Source organism: Halobacterium hubeiense (assembly GCF_001488575.1).
Classification (GTDB): domain Archaea; phylum Halobacteriota; class Halobacteria; order Halobacteriales; family Halobacteriaceae; genus Halobacterium; species Halobacterium hubeiense.
In genome coordinates this window covers 2,453,322-2,468,108 of record NZ_LN831302.1, presented here as the reverse complement: position 1 = coordinate 2,468,108, position 14,787 = coordinate 2,453,322, and the positions used below count along the sequence as shown (strand labels likewise).

General features: G+C 68.5%; 17 protein-coding genes. 8 read left to right on the top strand and 9 right to left on the bottom strand.

Features of this window, described 5'->3' with window-relative positions; all coding sequences use genetic code 11:
* Nucleotides 1-22: 22 nt before the first annotated feature.
* Both HHUB_RS12985 and HHUB_RS12980 read left to right on the top strand, forming a co-directional pair.
* Nucleotides 23-415 carry a universal stress protein gene (locus tag HHUB_RS12985; protein WP_059058045.1) on the top strand — a complete coding sequence of 131 codons (393 nt, stop codon included), beginning with the start codon at nt 23-25 and terminating at the stop codon, nt 413-415.
* 59 nt (nt 416-474) lie between these two features.
* Nucleotides 475-1,458 (top strand): tyrosine--tRNA ligase, encoded by a 984-nt coding sequence (locus tag HHUB_RS12980; RefSeq protein WP_059058042.1) that lies wholly within the window; start codon nt 475-477, stop codon nt 1,456-1,458.
* Between the two features lie 129 nt (nt 1,459-1,587).
* Here the strand turns inward: HHUB_RS12980 and HHUB_RS12975 are convergent, their stop codons facing one another.
* From HHUB_RS12975 to eif1A, 7 genes are all read right to left on the bottom strand, one after another.
* Complete coding sequence (locus tag HHUB_RS12975) at nt 1,588-2,574, bottom strand: ornithine cyclodeaminase family protein (protein WP_059058041.1); 987 nt, start codon at nt 2,572-2,574, stop codon at nt 1,588-1,590.
* A 272-nt stretch (nt 2,575-2,846) separates the two neighbouring features.
* On the bottom strand, nt 2,847-4,526 hold the full coding sequence (gene thsA, locus HHUB_RS12970) for a thermosome subunit alpha (RefSeq protein ID WP_370683868.1): 1,680 nt from the start codon (nt 4,524-4,526) through the stop codon (nt 2,847-2,849).
* Nucleotides 4,527-4,680: 154 nt separating this feature from the next.
* Nucleotides 4,681-4,863: a hypothetical protein gene (locus tag HHUB_RS12965; RefSeq protein WP_059058039.1), complete on the bottom strand. Its 183-nt coding sequence runs from the start codon at nt 4,861-4,863 to the stop codon at nt 4,681-4,683.
* Nucleotides 4,864-4,929: 66 nt separating this feature from the next.
* Nucleotides 4,930-5,481, bottom strand: coding sequence for a KH domain-containing protein (locus HHUB_RS12960; RefSeq protein WP_059058037.1), 552 nt, complete (start codon nt 5,479-5,481; stop codon nt 4,930-4,932).
* A 102-nt stretch (nt 5,482-5,583) separates the two neighbouring features.
* On the bottom strand, nt 5,584-6,744 hold the full coding sequence (locus HHUB_RS12955) for a tryptophan--tRNA ligase (RefSeq protein ID WP_059058035.1): 1,161 nt from the start codon (nt 6,742-6,744) through the stop codon (nt 5,584-5,586).
* A gap of 198 nt (nt 6,745-6,942) precedes the next feature.
* A complete protein-coding gene (gene rio1, locus HHUB_RS12950; RefSeq protein ID WP_059058033.1) occupies nt 6,943-7,830 on the bottom strand; it encodes a serine/threonine-protein kinase Rio1 in 888 nt (295 codons plus the stop codon).
* A gap of 10 nt (nt 7,831-7,840) precedes the next feature.
* Nucleotides 7,841-8,128 carry a translation initiation factor eIF-1A gene (gene eif1A / locus HHUB_RS12945; protein WP_059058031.1) on the bottom strand — a complete coding sequence of 96 codons (288 nt, stop codon included), beginning with the start codon at nt 8,126-8,128 and terminating at the stop codon, nt 7,841-7,843.
* Between the two features lie 105 nt (nt 8,129-8,233).
* Here eif1A and HHUB_RS17150 point away from each other — a divergent pair, with 105 nt between their 5' ends.
* The 3 genes from HHUB_RS17150 (at nt 8,234) to HHUB_RS12935 (ending at nt 9,321) form a co-directional block, all read left to right on the top strand.
* Nucleotides 8,234-8,410 (top strand): DUF7470 family protein, encoded by a 177-nt coding sequence (locus HHUB_RS17150; protein WP_169793420.1) that lies wholly within the window; start codon nt 8,234-8,236, stop codon nt 8,408-8,410.
* Nucleotides 8,411-8,543: 133 nt separating this feature from the next.
* Nucleotides 8,544-9,038, top strand: coding sequence for a Holliday junction resolvase Hjc (gene hjc / locus HHUB_RS12940; protein ID WP_059058029.1), 495 nt, complete (start codon nt 8,544-8,546; stop codon nt 9,036-9,038).
* A gap of 82 nt (nt 9,039-9,120) precedes the next feature.
* Nucleotides 9,121-9,321: a DUF7472 family protein gene (locus HHUB_RS12935; RefSeq protein WP_059058027.1), complete on the top strand. Its 201-nt coding sequence runs from the start codon at nt 9,121-9,123 to the stop codon at nt 9,319-9,321.
* Here HHUB_RS12935 and priL read toward each other — a convergent pair whose 3' ends face one another.
* Nucleotides 9,322-10,407: a DNA primase regulatory subunit PriL gene (gene priL, locus HHUB_RS12930; protein WP_059058323.1), complete on the bottom strand. Its 1,086-nt coding sequence runs from the start codon at nt 10,405-10,407 to the stop codon at nt 9,322-9,324.
* A 97-nt stretch (nt 10,408-10,504) separates the two neighbouring features.
* Here priL and HHUB_RS12925 point away from each other — a divergent pair, with 97 nt between their 5' ends.
* Nucleotides 10,505-11,113 (top strand): protein sorting system archaetidylserine decarboxylase, encoded by a 609-nt coding sequence (locus HHUB_RS12925; protein ID WP_059058026.1) that lies wholly within the window; start codon nt 10,505-10,507, stop codon nt 11,111-11,113.
* Between the two features lie 266 nt (nt 11,114-11,379).
* On the opposite strand, the gene radA is transcribed toward HHUB_RS12925, so the two are convergent.
* The gene (gene radA / locus HHUB_RS12920) at nt 11,380-12,411 is read right to left on the bottom strand and encodes a DNA repair and recombination protein RadA (protein WP_059058025.1); all 1,032 of its coding nucleotides are present in this window, start codon (nt 12,409-12,411) and stop codon (nt 11,380-11,382) included.
* 141 nt (nt 12,412-12,552) lie between these two features.
* Here radA and HHUB_RS12915 point away from each other — a divergent pair, with 141 nt between their 5' ends.
* Nucleotides 12,553-13,653: a 60S ribosomal export protein NMD3 gene (locus HHUB_RS12915; protein ID WP_059058022.1), complete on the top strand. Its 1,101-nt coding sequence runs from the start codon at nt 12,553-12,555 to the stop codon at nt 13,651-13,653.
* A complete protein-coding gene (locus HHUB_RS12910) occupies nt 13,653-14,693 on the top strand; it encodes a class I SAM-dependent methyltransferase (protein ID WP_082687245.1) in 1,041 nt (346 codons plus the stop codon). The genes HHUB_RS12915 and HHUB_RS12910 overlap by 1 nt, the downstream gene beginning before the upstream one ends.
* Nucleotides 14,694-14,787 lie beyond the last annotated feature (94 nt).

The window sequence follows — 14,787 nt, the reverse complement described above, 5'->3', positions numbered from 1 at the left end:
CCGCGGCAGCGCACTACCGCACATGGACATCCTCGTCCCCGTCGACGGCTCCGACTGCAGTTTCCGCGCGCTCGGGTTCGCCGCGGAGATGGCGCGCCGCTACGAGGGACGCCTCGACGCCGTCCACTTCGCGGAGGCCGAGTCCGAGAGCACGGACGCCGTCCTCGACCGCGCCGCGCGCGTCCTCGACGCACAGGACGTCGACACCGAACCCGAGGTCAACACGGACGTCGACGTGGAGTTCCGGCCCAGCGACAGCGTCGGCGACGACATCCTCGAACTCGTCGAGGACCGCGGCTACGACCACGTCGTGATGGGTCACCACGGCGCCGGCGCAATCGAGCGCGCGCTCCTCGGGAGCGCCGCCGAGACCGTGCTGCACGCCGACCGCGTGCCCGTGACGGTCATCCCCTGATTCTGACGCGTTGGCACGCATCCAAACCGCTTAACCCCCAGCGCTGACTCCGCAGTCGTATGGACACCTACGAACTCCTCACGCGGAACGCGGCGGAAGTCGTGACCGAGGAGGAAGTCGAAGCGCTCGCCGACGACCCCGACGGGAAGCGAGCGTACGTCGGCTACGAGCCCTCGGGCGTGCTCCACCTCGGCCACCTGCTCACCGCGAACAAGCTCATCGACCTGCAGGACGCCGGCTTAGAGGTCGTCGTCCTCCTCGCGGACGTCCACGCGTACCTCAACGGGAAGGGCTCCTTCGAGGAGATTCGGGACACCGCCGAGCAGATGAAAGAGCAGTTCCTCGCGTACGGGCTCGACGACGACCAGACGGAGTTCGTGCTCGGTAGCGACTACCAGCTCGACGACGACTACGAACTCGACCTCCACGAGCTGGAGCTGGCGACGTCGCTGAACCGCGCGCAGCGCGCGATGGCCGAGATTCAGGGCGGCGAGACGGCGAAGGTCAGCCACGTCGTCTACCCGCTGATGCAGGCGCTGGACATCGAGTACCTCGACGTCGACGTCGCCGTCGGCGGGATGGACCAGCGGAAGGTCCACATGCTCGCCCGCGAGGAACTCCCGAGTCTGGGCTACGAGAAGCGCCCCGCCATCCACACGCCCATCGTCGGCGACCTCGGCACGGGCGAGGGGAAGATGTCCTCCAGCGAGGGCATCACTATCTCCATGGAGGACTCCACGGAAGACCTCGAAGAGAAGGTGAACTCGGCGTTCTGCCCGCCGACCCGCGACCCCGAGGGCGACCTCGTCAACCCCGTGCTGGAGCTGTTCCAGTACCACGTCTTCCCGCGCTTCGAGGAGGTCGTCGTCGAGCGCCCCGACGAGTACGGCGGGAATCTGGAGTACGACGACTACGAGGCGCTCGCCGCGGACCTCGAAGCCGGCGAACTCCACCCCGCGGACGCGAAGGGCGCGCTCGCGGACTACCTCGACGAACTCATCGCGCCCGGCCGCCAGCGCCTCCGCGAGCTTCGCAGCGAGTAACGAGCAAGCATCCGCGAGCGCCGCTGGCGCCGAGGGCCCCCGTAGTGGGGTCCGACGGCGCTTTTTCTGCAAGTTTTTGCCGAGAGGGGTGCGCCTTCGGCGCACCCCCGCAGCGCAAAAAGTGCGTTCCTAGACCCCGAGCAGGTCGAACGCGTAGCCGTTGTCGTGTTCGTCGGCGTGCTCGTAGGCGACGTGGGCGGCGGCGACGTCCTGAATCGCCAGTCCCGTGGAGTCGAAGACGGTGACGCCGTCGTCGGGAGTGCGGCCGTCCTTGAGGCCGGTGACGAGTTCGCCGACTTCGCCGTAGATGTCGTCGTCGCCGAGCACGCCCGCGTTGTAGGGTACGTTGATTTCGCCGGAGTGCGTGGTCTGGGCGTGGTCGTCGATGACGAGTTTGGCGTCGAGGAGGAGGTCGTCGGCGAGTTCGTGTTTGCCTTCGGCGTCGGCACCCATCGCGTTGACGTGCGTGTGGTCGGCGACGTCCTCGCGGGAGACGATGGGGTCCTCGACGGGGGTGACCGTCGAGAGCACGTCGCAGTGGCCGGCGTCGCTAATCGAGCCCTCGCGGACGTCGAAGCGGTCCTCGAAGTGCTCGACGAACGCGCGCACGGCGTCCTCGTTGACGTCGCTGACGACGACTTCCTCGATGTCGCGGACCGTCGAGATGGCTTCCAGCTGCGTGTACGACTGGACGCCGGCGCCGACGACGCCGAACGAGGTGGCGTCCTCGATTGCGAGGTAGTCGGTGGCGACGGCCGCGGCGGCGCCCGTGCGCTGCATCGTGAGTTCGGTGCCGTCCATGATGGCCAGCGGGTAGGCGTTCTCGGGGTCGGAGTACACCATCGTCCCCATCACGGTCGGGAGGTCGTAGTGCGTGGGGTTGTCCGGGTGGACGTTCACCCACTTGATGCCGGCGGCGTCCCAGTCGCCGGCGTCCAGGTACGCGGGCATCGACCGGAAGTCGCCGTTGTACTCGGGGAGGTCGATGTAGGACTTCGAGGGCATCTGGGCGTCGCCCGTCTGGTAGGCCGCGAACGCGTCCTCGACGGCCGGAATCAGGTCCGCCATCTGGACGTTCTCGCTGACGTCGTCTTTGTTGAGCAGCAGCGTCTCCATGCCGCAAAAATTGCGGGCACCGCACTTAGAACCTCCCTTGTGTCGACAGCCGACGCTGTCCGGCAGTTCGGAAAGAAAGACGCGAGTCGGTGAGCGAGCGGTGCAGCGCGGCGCGAACGGGAGCATCCGGCGACCGGAGGTCGCCGGTTCACAGCGCGCGAAGCGCGCTGGCCCCGAGGACCCCCGTAGGGGGTCCGACGGGGCTTTTTAGCGTAGCTTTTTCCCAGCGAACGAGGGCGCGTCAGCGCCCGAGTGAGTGCAGGAAAAAGGTACTACATCATCCCGCCCATGCCGCCGCCCATACCGCCGCCCATGCCGCCGGGGCCGCCGGCGGGCGGGCCTTCGTCGCCGCCGTCGTCGCCGCCGACCTGACCGCCGGCGAGGTCGCCCGCGGCGATGACGTCGTCGATGCGGAGAATCATCGTCGCCGCTTCGGTGGCGGATTCGATGGCCTGGGTCTTCACGCGGAGCGGCTCGACGACGCCCTCGGCGTCCATGTCGATGACTTCGCCGGTGTAGGCGTCGAGGCCGGCCGCGGAGTTGCCGGCGTCGTGCTGGCTGCGGAGGTCCACGAGGGAGTCGATGGGGTCGTGGCCCGCGTTCTCCGCGAGCGTGCGCGGGATGACTTCCAGCGCGTCCGCGAACGCTTCGACGGCGAGCTGCTCGCGGCCGCCGACGGAGTCGGCGAACTGGCGCAGCTCCATCGCGAGCTCGGTCTCGGGGGCGCCGCCGCCGGGCAGCACCTTGCCGTCTTCGAGCGTGACGCGAACGACGCCGAGCGAGTCGTCGATGGCGCGCTCGACTTCGTCGACGACGTGCTCGGTGCCGCCGCGGAGGATGAGCGTGACGGACTTCGCTTCCTCGACGTCCTCGACGAAGATGCGCTCGTCGCCGCCGATGTCCTTCTGGGCGACGCTGCCGGCTTCACCGAGGTCGTCGGCTTCGATGTCGTTGACGTTCGAGACCGGCGTCGCGCCGGTGGCGCGGGACAGACGGGTGAAGTCGTCGGATTTCACGCGGCGGACGGCGAGGATGCCCTCCTGCGCGAGGTAGTGCTGGGCCATGTCGTCGATGCCGCCGTCCACGAAGACGACGTTCGCGCCGGCGTCGGCGAGCGAATCGACCATCTCCTTGAGCTGCTCCTCTTCCTGGTCGAGGAACTGCTGGAGCTGGTCGGGGTCGGTGACGTTGACCTCGGTGTCGATTTCGGTCTCCTTGATTTCGAGGCCGTCGTCGACGAGCGCGATCTTGGCGTCCTCGACGCCGAAGGGCATGTTCTCGTTGACGCGCTCCTTGTCCACGATGACGCCCTCGATGAGCTCGGAGTTCTCGATGGCGCCGCCGGTGACCTTCTCGACTTTGATGTTGTCCGTGTCGACGCTGTCCTCGTCGGCGACCGACTGGACGGCGCGGACCACGAGGCTGGAGAGGACGTCCTTGGCGTTCTCGGCGCCCTTCCCGGTCATCGAGGTGGCGGCGAGCTTCTCCAGCTCCTCGGTGTCGTCCGGGGAGATGTCCACGGCCTTCTCCTCGAGGAACTCGCGGGCCTGCTCGGCGGCCTGTCGGTAGCCCTGCGCGAGCGTGGTCGCGTGGATGTCCTGTTCGAGGAGGTCCTCGGCCTCCGAGAGGAGTTCACCGGAGACGACGACGGCGGACGTGGTGCCGTCGCCGACCTCGGTCTCCTGTGTCTCGGCGACCTCGACGATCATGTTGGCCGCCGGGTGCTCGATGTCCATCTCCTTGAGGATGGTGACGCCGTCGTTCGTGACGACGACTTCGCCCGTGGAGTCCACGAGCATCTTGTCCATCCCCTTCGGGCCGAGCGTCGTCCGAACGGCCTCGGAGACGGCTTTCCCGGCGGTGATGTTCATCGACTGTGCGTCCTCTCCGGAGGTGCGCTGGCTGTCCTCGGAGAGTACAATAAGTGGCTGATTGCCCATCTGCTGCGCCATAGTCACTCATTGATTGAATGCGATTCTATTTAAAGATTGTGCGTAAGGGAGTACCACACCTTGGGAGACGGTCTCAGACGCCGGTACGCGCCAACTCCCGCGAACCCGCCGCTCCTATTTATGTAGTATCCGCGGAGCGAACGCGTCCGCGCCGCTACGCGTTCCGCACGCGCATCGCGCCCGCCAGACAGAACAGGACGCCGGCCAGCACGAGCGTGTTCCCCGCCGGTTCGGCGGCGAACGGCACCAGCGCGTGCGTGGCGACGACGTGACCCAGCACGGTCAACTCCACGCCCACCAGCATCGTCCCGAGGCCAACGACCGAATCACTAGCCATCGGTGACGGCGACGAGACGGCGAGAGGTAAAACCGCAGAAGCGTGTGCAGGGACTGCGAACCCGGTTCAGCCGGGGAACTCGTGGTACTCCATGCCCTGCTGTTTGAGCTCCTCGGCGCGCTTGCGCTCGAGGAACGAGTAGACGGAGCCGTGCGGGGCGCCGTCGAGCAGCATCTCCGCGGCCGACCGGGCGACGTCGACCTCGTTCGGCTGGCCGATGACGCCGAACGTCGACCCGTAGATGACGACGTTCGCGCCGGTGAGCTCCTCCATCAGCTCGCGCGTGCGGCCGTTCTCGCCGATGAGCCGCCCCTTCTTGCGGCGGAGGTCGTTGTCGTTGCGGGCGGCGCGCTCGATGTCCACCGTCTCGAACATCCGCATCTCGTCGTCCAGCAGGCTCAGCGCCGCGTCCGGGTCGAACCCGCGGCCGATTGCGCGGACGATTTCCGGCGCCTGCATCCCGCGAACGGGGTCGCCGGTGCGCTCGATGGCGACCGACCCGTCCTCGGAGTCGACGTCGAGACGGACCTCCGCGGCCTGCTCGATGCGCCGCAGCGTCTCACCCCCCTCCCCGATGAGCGCGCCGATGCGGTCCTGCGGAATCTTCACGTGTTTCATGATACACCAGAATACTGCACGGGCGCGTAAAAGCCTTCTCTCCCGTCGTGTGACCGCTTCACGCCCGTTCCGTCGGGTTGACGGCCACTCCGAGTTCCGCGGTCACGCGCGCTGGAAGCCGACCGCGTCCCGCGCCCGCTCGCGTTCTGCGTCGGTGAGCCGGTAGGCGGCCAGTTCCTCGCGCACGTCACCCAGCGCGTTCCGGCGACGCTGGTGCGATTCCAAGAACTCCGCGATGCGGTCGGCGGCTAGCTCCTTCAGTTCGCCCGAGAGCAGATCGCCGTTCCGGTAGTCGCGCTCGACGCGCGCGAGTTCGCGGTCGTCCGGCTCGAAGAACGCCGCGAGGTACTGGAACGGCACGTCCACGTCGGGGTCGCCGCCGTGCTCGCGGTGTTCCTCGACGCTCGCGCGGCCGCCCGTGTAGGCGTGCTCGCGGACCTTCTCCCGGACTGTCTCGGCGTCGTCCGTGAGCCGAATTGCGACACCCTCGGAACTGCTCATCTTCCCCGGCCCGCCCAGCGACGGCAGGAACCGCATCAGCAGCGCGCCCGGCTTGGTCGCGGGGTAGCGGGCCTTCGCGGCCACGTCCCGGCTCACCCGCACGTGCGGGTCTTGGTCGACGGCGATGGGGACCAGCGTCTCGTGCTCGCCGTGGACGAGCTGCGGGAGCAACAGGTGCGCGGTCTGGACCGCGGGGTAGAACCCCTGCCCGAGGTTCTCCGGGGTGCCGTAGACCGCTTCCAGCGTCGAATTCGTGATGTCTCGCCCGAACGCCGTCGCCAGCGGATAGATTACGTCGGCGTCCTCCGTGTCGACGACGATTCTGGTCAGCTCCGGGTCGAAGCCGACCGCGAGCAGGTCCCGGAGGTTCGATTCGAGGTACTCGCTCGTCTCCGCGGCGGTCTGGTCCTTGAACCAGAACTTCTCGTCGTCCGAGACGGGGACGTAGACGCGCGCGCCGAACGCGTCCTGGAGGCGCTTCGCGAAGTAGAACACCATCGCGTGCCCGAGGTGCATCGGCCCGGACGGCCCGATGCCCGTGACGACGGACTGCTCCTCACTGTCGAGGAAGGCGTCCACGTCGCGGCCCGCGTAGAACGAGCCGCGGCGCACGAGCGGGTGGTCGGGGAAGCGCCGTCGCTGGTCGTCGGTCAGTTCGTCCGCGCCGAACTGCGCGAGCAGTCTCTCGTAATCGAGGTCGCCCGCGACGCTGTACGGCGTGACGGAGTCTGTGCTGTCCTGCTGGGTGTCGTCGGCTGGCATTGTGTGTGTGGATGTGGCTGGTGCTCGGCGAGCGGTGCGCGAGAGAAGCGAGGGAGCCACGCGCCCGGCCCGGCCGGGTGACGCCCGTCAGGCCGCGGCGGCGAGACTGTCCGCTCCCGGAGCACGCCAGCGCCAGCCGATGGGAGCGGACTGCATACTCGGCGGTAGTCGGAGTCCGGTGAAAACGATTCCGGTCGGTTACTCGTCGTCGGGGCGCTCGGTCTCCTCGTCCGAGCGCGGGGACGCGTTCTCCACCACGTAGTCGTACAGCGACTCGGGGTCGGCGTCCGCGCCCTGCCGCGCGAAGAAGTTCGCGACGTTCCGGCAGTCCCGGCGCAGGTACTCGTCGTGCTTGTTGTGGTGGATGGTGACCGCCTGCCCGACGTCGATGACGACGAGTTCGCCGTCGTACACCACGAGGTTGTACTCCGAGAGGTCCCCGTGTACGAGCCCCGCGTCGTACAGCCGGCGGATGTACTCGCGGACGACCTCGTAGGCGGTCTCGGGGTTGTCCACGTCCACGTCGTTCAGCGTCGGCGCGGCGTCGCCCTCCTGGCCGATGAGCTCCATCACGAGCACGTTCCGCTGGACCGCGATGGGCTCGGGCACGCGAACGCCGGCCTCGCGGGCGCGCTGGAGGTTCGAGAACTCCTTGCGCGTCCACGACAACACGACCGCCTTCTTGTCGCCGCGAATCCCCTCGAAGCGCGGGTCCCCTTCGAGGTAGCCCCGCATCTGCTTGAAGTTCGACGCGTTGATGCGGTAGACCTTCACCGCGACGTCGCCGCCGTCGTGGTCCAGGGCCTCGTAGACGTTGGCCTCTTTCCCGGTCGAAATCGGGCCGCCGAACGCGCCCACGTAGCCGTCCTCGACGAGCTTGTAGATGGCGGCGTACGTCGCGTCGTCGAACGCGCCGTCGTCGAGCTTGAACCGCTCGTTGTCCTTCAGGCGCTTGCGGAACTCCGCGAACTCGCGGTCCTGTCGGCGCGCGATGCGGTCGGCTTCAGTGTCCGAGACGTCGATCTCCTCGAACTCGTCGCCGGCCGCGCCCTCCGTGTTCTCGGCGAGCCCGAAGTCGTCGGTCACCGCCGACCCGTCATTGGATGTGTCCTTCGTCACGGAGCTGGTCGGCCTCCGATTTCTCGTATCGCCACACGACGTCGGCCTTCTCGTCCTGCCAGTCCCACGGCTCGACGAGCACGACGTCGCCCTCCCGAATCCAGATGCGCTTCTGCATCCGGCCGGGGATGCGGGCGGTCCGCTCCTCCCCGTCCGCGCAACGAACCCGGACGCGGTTCGCGCCGAGCATGTCTGTGACTTCCGCGAACACCTCGTCGTCCTCGGGCATCCGAAGGTTCGTGCGTCCACCTTCGTCGTCGCTCATGGGGCCGAATAGGACAGCGAGCGGTTTAAACCCTGCACAATTGGGGTGTGGGGCCGCGCTCGCTGGACCAGTACGCTTACCCTCGTGGTGGCGCTCGTCCCGCACATGCTCGATAAGCTCGGTCTCTCCGGACTGTTCGGCGCTCTGCTGATTCTCGCCGGCATCGGCGTCGTCGCGTGGAACGCGCCCGTCGTCGCCGCCGGCCTCGTCCTCGTGTTGCTCGGCCTCGCGCTCGTTGTCCGCCGGGCGGCCAAGTCGGTCATGGGGATGTTCGGCTTCTAGGCGCGCTGTCGTCGCTCGCGCGGCGGGACGCGGGAAACGGCTCGGCGTTAACGTCGGTGGCGGGCGCGTGGCGCAAGCCTCCTATCCCCCGACTGCGTAGCCGCGTGCATGACAGCGGCCACGGGTGCGGAGCATGTCTAACTCGAACGCGAAAGGGAATCGACGAGAACGAGAGCTCGTGAACGCCTTCGACGAGCGCGGGTTCGCGGTGATGCGCGCGCCCGCCAGCGGCGCGGCGACCGACCGCGAGCTCCCCGACGTGCTCGCGGGCGACGGCACCGTCTTCTACGCCGTCGAGGCGAAGTCCAGCGCGAGCGACCCCATCTACCTCACCGGCGAGGAGGTCGAGGCGCTGGTGTACTTCAGCCAGAACTTCGGCGCGAAACCCAAAATCGGGGTGCGCTTCGACCGCGAGGACTGGTACTTCTTCCACCCGGCGGACGTCTACCAGACCGACGGCGGGAACTACCGCGTGAAGAAGGAGACCGCCATCGAGGACGGCGAGACGTTCGACGACCTCCAGCACCACGGCGACGGAGACGCCGAGGGCAACGACGTCGAGGACGTGTTGCACGCCGTCGAGCAGGGCGTGCTGTCGCCCGAGGAAGCGGCGTCGATGCTCGACTGACCGGGGCGTTGCGGGGGCCGCGACTCGCGGCGGGCGCGACGGCTTCGAAGCGCTTTTGCCGGGGCCGACGAAAGCCCGCAGTATGTCTGAAGGGCCCGACGCCCGCCTCGAAGCGGGCATCGCCATCCTGTCTACTCTCGTCTTCATCGCCCTCCTCGTGGTCGCCGGCACGATGAGCGAGGGGTTCGGTGAGACGGGCGCCTACGGCGTCATCGGCGCCGTCGTCGTCTTCATCCTCGTGATGGCCGGGGTCGGCTACTGGCTCTCCGGCAAGCAGGAGTAGTTAGGCTTCGGCGTCCTCGCCGTCCTCGTTCTCGCGCTCGCGCCAGTCCTCTAGGTCCTCGTCTTCTTCGTCGTCGAGTTTCGCCTCGTAGTACGACAGCGGGTGGTTGATGGCGTCGCAGAGGTCGTCGGGGTTCACGCAGTCACCGTAGGCCTTCATCGTCGCGCACGACGGCGCCGTGTACTCCGTGGGGCTGGACTCCCCGCGGATGTGGTCGGTCTGGTAGCGCGTCATCTCCTCGCCGAACCCCGGGTTCACCTTGTAGATGTCCACGATTTCGTCGGTCGTCAGCCCGATGTTCGCGAGGAACGTCGTGATGGCGAAGCGGCTGTGGTGCGGGAGGTGCTCGCCGCGCTGCACCTGGTCGAGGAGGTGTTGCATGCACGGCGGGAACAGCTCCGGGACGACGGTGTCGATTTCGCGCGTGAGGTCCATCTCCGAGAGCACGTCTCGGACCGCGGTCTCCGGGCCCTCGAGGGCGTCGGCAACCTCGTCGGGGACGCTCAGCGGGAGGCCCTCGGCGACGCGCTCGCGGACGGCTTCCCGGAGGAGCGTGTCGAGTTCGGGCTCGCTGACCGGCACGCGACCGTCGTCGAGCACGCGATTGACGAGGCGCCACTTGTCCGGACGCAGGGACGACGACAGCAGGAGGTACGTCGGCACGTCCACGTCGTAGCCGTCCTGCGTGGCGTGGACGTGGCTCGTCAGGTCGAACTCCCGGAGGAGGTCGCTCCGCGAGAGGCTGGCGTCGTCGCCGACGCTCTTCAATTCGGAGTCGTCGGTCTCGTCGGCGGTGAACCGCTCGTAGGCGGCGTTGGCCTCGGCGTCGGCGTACTTCCGCACGAGCACGTGTTCGTCCACGACGGAGACGAGCACGCGCGCCACGGGGTAGGAGAGCAGTTCCACGCGGTTCGAGCGCGCGGGCTCGCCGACCTCGCCGCTGGTGAGCGCGCCGACGACGCGCTCGCGGGCGCGCTCGACGACCGCGTCGTCCTCGGCGACGACCGCCGCAAGGTCCACCCCGGCCTCCTGGACCGCCTGCCGGGATTCGCCGAGGAACGGGTAGCGAGCGTGGCGCGCGTTCATCGACTCCATGCTTGCGAGCGGATGCCGATAAACACCCCGGCTCGCGACGGTCGCGCGCGACCGAAGGGCTATCGGTGGCGGCCGGCCAACGACGAGTATGCTCGCGCGTGGCTCTTGGAAGTGGACGTACGCCCTGCCGGCGGCGGTCGCCGGCGCGGCGCTGTTGCTCGTGTCGTCGCTGTGGGGCGTCGCGGCGCTCGCGCTCGCGGGGTTCGTCGTCTGGTTCCACCGCGACCCCGAACGCACGCCTGAGGGACGGGGCGTCCTCACGCCAGCGGACGGCAAGGTGTCGGTGGCTCGGGAGACCGACGACGGCCGCCTCCGCGTGGGCGTGTTCATGAACGTCCACGACGTGCACGTGAACCGCGCGCCGCTCGCCGGCACGGTCGAGGCCGTCGAGCACCGCGACGGCGGCCACCGCCCCGCCTTCGACAAGGAATCGGAGCGCAACGAGCGCGTCCGCGTGACGTGCGACGACTACGAAGTGGTCCTCATCGCGGGCGCGTTCGCCCGCCGCATCCACCCCTACGTCGAGCCCGGGGACGACCTCGCGCGCGGCGACCGCATCAGCCACATCTCCTTCGGCAGCCGCGCGGACGTGGTTCTCCCCCGGGAGTACGACCGCGACGACCTCCTCGTCGAGAACGGCGAGAAAGTTAGCGCGGGCGAGACGGTCGTGGCGCGCCGGTCGCCGAACCGCGAGTAGGAAGTCGGAGCCGACGCCACCAGTATTTTGACGGGCGCGTGACAACTATCGCGTATGTCCATGAGCAAGTCGTCCATGGGCGGCGGAGCGGGCTTCACGACGCTCGTCGGCTACCTGCTGTTCCTCGCGGCGCTCGGCGTCGCGCTCGTCGCGACCTACCTGACGCTGACGCCGTGACCCGCTGTTGAGCGCATCGTAGCGAGTTCTGAAGTGCAGAAGTCGTCGCGTGAGCGGCCGGAGGCCGCTCCCACAGCGAGAAGTACGTCTTACTCCGGCTTGATGCCGCCGTCCTGCACGCGCATCACGGCCTCGCCGTCGGCGAGGTTCGGTGCGTCGACGAGCTTGACGATGCGTTTGTCGTTCTTGGACTTGCGGAGGTACATCCGGAACGTGGACTTGTGACCGAGGATGTTGCCACCGATGGGCTTGGTGGGGTCGCCGAAGAACGAGTCCGGATTGGACTGCACTTGGTTGGTGACGACGACGGCGGCGTTGTAGAGGTTGCCGACCTTGTCGAGGTCGTGGAGGTGCTTGTTGAGCTTCTGCTGGCGGTCGGCGAGCTCGCCGCGGCCGACGTACTCCGCGCGGAAGTGCGCGGTCAGGGAGTCGACACAGAGCAGGCGGACGGGGTACTCGTCGTCCTCGTACTCGGAGGCGATGTCCTGGGCCTTCTCCGCGAGCAGCATCTGGTGGTTGGAGTTGAACCCCTTCGCGACGTGAATCTTGTCGAGGAATTCCTCGACGAGCTCCTCCATGGCGTCCTCGTCGTCGGGGGTGCCGTCGATGTCGCGGTCGTCCATCGCGGCCTGGAGCTGCTCGTCGCTGAGCCCGCGCACCATGTCGTCGATGCGCTCGGGGCGGAACGTGTCCTCGGAGTCGATGAAGATGGCGCGGCCGCGCAGGCCGCCCTGCTCCTGGGGGAGCTGGACGTTCACCGAGAGCTGGTGGGTGACCTGGGACTTGCCGGCGCCGAACTCGCCGTACACTTCCGAGATGGACTGGGTCTCGATGCCGCCGCCGAGCATCTCGTCGATCTCGGGGACGTTCCACGTGAGCTTGCCAATCTGCTCGCGGCGTTCGAGGACGGTCGCGCCGGTCTCGAAGCCGCCGACGTCGGCCGCCTCGCGGGCGCCCTGGATGACGTCTGCGGCGGTGCTGTCGCCGATGTCCGCGGTGTTGGAGAGCTCGCCGGCGGACGCGACGGCGATGCTCTGGAACGACTCGAATCCGTTCTCTCGGAGTTTCTCCGCGGTCGCGGGGCCGACACCGGGGAGTTCCTCGAGGTCTGCTTCGGGCATGTACACGGAGGTTGGCCCCACCGCATCATAAAGCCTCGTATACACCGGATTGAAAGTGAAACTGGCGCCCGGGCTCGACCGCCGGTCGTCCGGTGAGTGCGCGACGGGCAACTTAACAGGCAGCGCGGCCTACCCCGGCGCATGACTGACGCAGGCACCTTCTGCCCCCGCTGCGGCGACGCCATCGACGCCGACGACGGGGAGGGTGTCACTCGCCGCGAGCGGTCGCTGTGTGACGCCTGCTACTTCGAGGACTTCGAGTTCGTGGACGCGCCCGAGCGCATCGAAGTGATGGTGTGTGCGCGCTGCGGCGCCGTCCACCGCGGGAACCGCTGGGTGGACGTCGACGCCGACGACTACACCGACGTCGCCATCGAGGAGGTCAGCGAGGCGCTGGCGGTCCACGTCGAGGCCGAGGACGTCGACTGGGAGGTCCGCCCCGAGCAGGTCGATCAGAACACCATCCGGATGCACTGCCTGTTCTCGGGCGTCGTGCGCGGCGAGGTCCAGACGGAGGAGGTCGTCGTCCCCGTGAAGGTCAGCCGGCAGACGTGCAAGCGCTGCGGCCGCATCGCGGGCGACTCCTTCGCGTCCATCGTGCAGGTGCGGGCGGTGGGCCGGGACCCCACCAGCGAGGAGACCGAGCGCGCCACCGAACTCGCCCACCAAATCGTCGCCGACATGGAGGAGACGGGCGACCGCAACGCCTTCGTCACGGACGTCTCGGAGGCCGAGTCCGGCATCGACCTCAAACTCTCGACGAACAAGATCGGGCTGAAGCTCGCGCGCAAGCTCATCGAGGAGTTCGGCGGGAGCTTCGAGGACCACGAGAAGCTCGTCACCGAGGACGAGGACGGCAACGAGGTGTACCGCGTGACCTACGCCGTCCGCCTCCCCGAGTTCAAGCCCGGGGACGTCATCGACCTCGCCGACGACGACGGCGGCCCGGTGCTCGTGCGCTCGGTCCACGGGAATCTCAAGGGCGTCCGCGTCACCACGGGCGAACCCTACGAAGCCAGCTACGAGGAGGGCGACGCGCCCGACGCGCGCAAACTCGGGACGGTCGAGGACGCCACGGACGCCACCGTCGTCACCGTCGAGGACGACAACGCCGTCCAGATTCTCGACCCCGAGACCTACGAGTCCAAGACCGTCCCGCGCCCGGACTACGTGGACGCCGACGCCAGCACCGTCCCCGCGTTGAAGTCCCGCGCGGGCCTCCACGTCCTCCCCGAGGCCTGATGGACCTCGCCGTCGTCGTCCCGAAACCCGACTCGGAAGCCCGCATCGCCGACCTGGAGGCCGAGGGCGTCTACGACGACGCCCGCAAGATTCGGGAGCACGACGCCGACCGCGTCGAACTCCCGGTCTCTGACCGTCCCCGCGAGACCGACTTCGACCGGCTCGTCGAGCAGGACGACCCCGAACTGCGCGCGCCCGGCCTCGACGACCTGCTCCGCGAGCGCGGCTGGAGCGACGCGGAGCGCGACCGCGCGCCGTCGTCGTGGGCGGTCGTCGGCACCGTGATTCTCGCGGACTTCACCGACTGCCCGCGTCGCGCGGAAGTGGGGGACGCCCTATTGGACCTCCACAGCGAGGCCGACACCGTGCTCGCGCGCGGCGGCATCGACGGCGAGCACCGCGAACCCGACGTCTCCGTGGTCGCCGGCGAAGGCGACACCGAGACCGTCCACACCGAGCACGGCACGCAGTACGCGCTGGACCTCTCCCGGGTGATGTTCGCGCCTGGGAACAAGGCCGAGCGCGCCCGCATGGGCGAGGTTGTCGCCGAGGACGAGCGCGTCCTCGACATGTTCGCGGGGGTCGGCTACTTCGCGCTCCCGATGGCGCGCGCCGGTGCCCGCGTCACCGCCGTCGAGAAGAACCCCGAGTCGTTCCGCTACCTCGCGGAGAACGCCCAGCTCAACGGCGTCAGCGGGAATCTGGACTGCGTGCTCGGCGACTGTCGCGAGGTCGACAGCGAGGCCGACCGCGTCGTGATGGGCTACTACGACGCGCTCGGCGGCGGCCCCGTAGCGGAGGCGGGGACGAGCGAGGGCGGCCCGGGCTATCTGGACGCCGCGCTCGACAACCTCGTCTCCGGCGGCGTCCTGCACGTCCACAGCGCCGTCCCCGAGGCCGAACTCTGGGAGCGCCCCGAGTCGCGGCTGCGCGCGGGCTGCGAGCGTGCCGGGCGAACGGTCGAAATCGGGGCGCGGCGCCGCGTGAAGTCCCACAGCGCGGGCGTCGAACACGTCGTGTTGGACGCGCGCGTCGACTAACCAGTACGGCTTTGGCCGGCGAACCCCACGGCTCGGGTATGACGCGGGACCAAATACTCGCCGTCTTTCTCGTGGCTCTGATGCTCGGGTCGTC